Annotated in this window: 1 protein-coding gene; it reads left to right on the forward strand. The window is 24.4% G+C overall.

Translation table 11 applies throughout. The features are described from left to right. Positions 1–823, forward strand: an 823-nt coding sequence (locus tag I656_RS0117335) for a glycosyltransferase (protein WP_033007054.1), incomplete at its 5' end; no start/stop codon positions are given. Positions 824–881 lie beyond the last annotated feature (58 nt).

Genomic DNA, 881 nt, shown 5'->3' on the forward strand with positions numbered 1-881 from the left:
GGAATATAATATATTTAAAGTATTATCTTCCTTTCAAAGTAGATACAAAGATATTAAAATTAAAATAATCAAAAATGATAAAAATTTAGGTGTAATAAAAAACTTTCAAAAAGCCTTGTTAAATTGTACAGGAGATATAATTTTCTTAAGTGATCAGGACGATATTTGGTTGCGTGAAAAAATCCACAAGGTGGTTAATGAATTTAAAAAAAATAAAAATATAAAAGCAGTATTTACAAATGCTTATCTAATTGATGAGAATTCAGTTGAACAAAAGGATACATTATGGGATAAAATAAAGTTTAAAGAAAACATGAGAAATAAATTCAAAAATGGTCAAGGAATAGATGTATTACTAAAAAAAGATGTAATAACAGGTTGCACATTAGCTTTTGATAGAAGTTATCTAAAAGACATACTTCCTTTAAATGAAAATTTTATACACGATGCATGGATTGGAATAAACTTAGAGTTGAATAGTTGTTTAGGTTTAATTGATGAACCATTAATAAAATATCGTATTCATTCATCTCAGCAAATAGGTTTAAATAAGTCAAAAAGAAAAAAAGTTACAGTAAATGATAGGTATAGAAATGCTTTGATTAAACTAAATTGTATATTAGAACATTCAAAAAATTTATCTTCTTTAGATGTTGAAAAATTAGGTAAAGTTTACGAGAAAAAAGTATTCTATGAGGATAGGTGTGAACCATCTCTAAAGAATATAACTATGCATTTTTTAAGAGGAAATTATTTTAGATATACGAGTGGATTTAAAGCATTCGTACTAGATTTGATTATTGCATTAAGGAGAAAGTTATGATTAATTGCTTTTTATTGCTGATCTATAGTTTTATTGTTTATACAATACTAAGAATAGA

This window comes from Geobacillus sp. WSUCF1, from assembly GCF_000422025.1.
GTDB lineage: Bacteria > Bacillota > Bacilli > Bacillales > Anoxybacillaceae > Geobacillus > Geobacillus zalihae.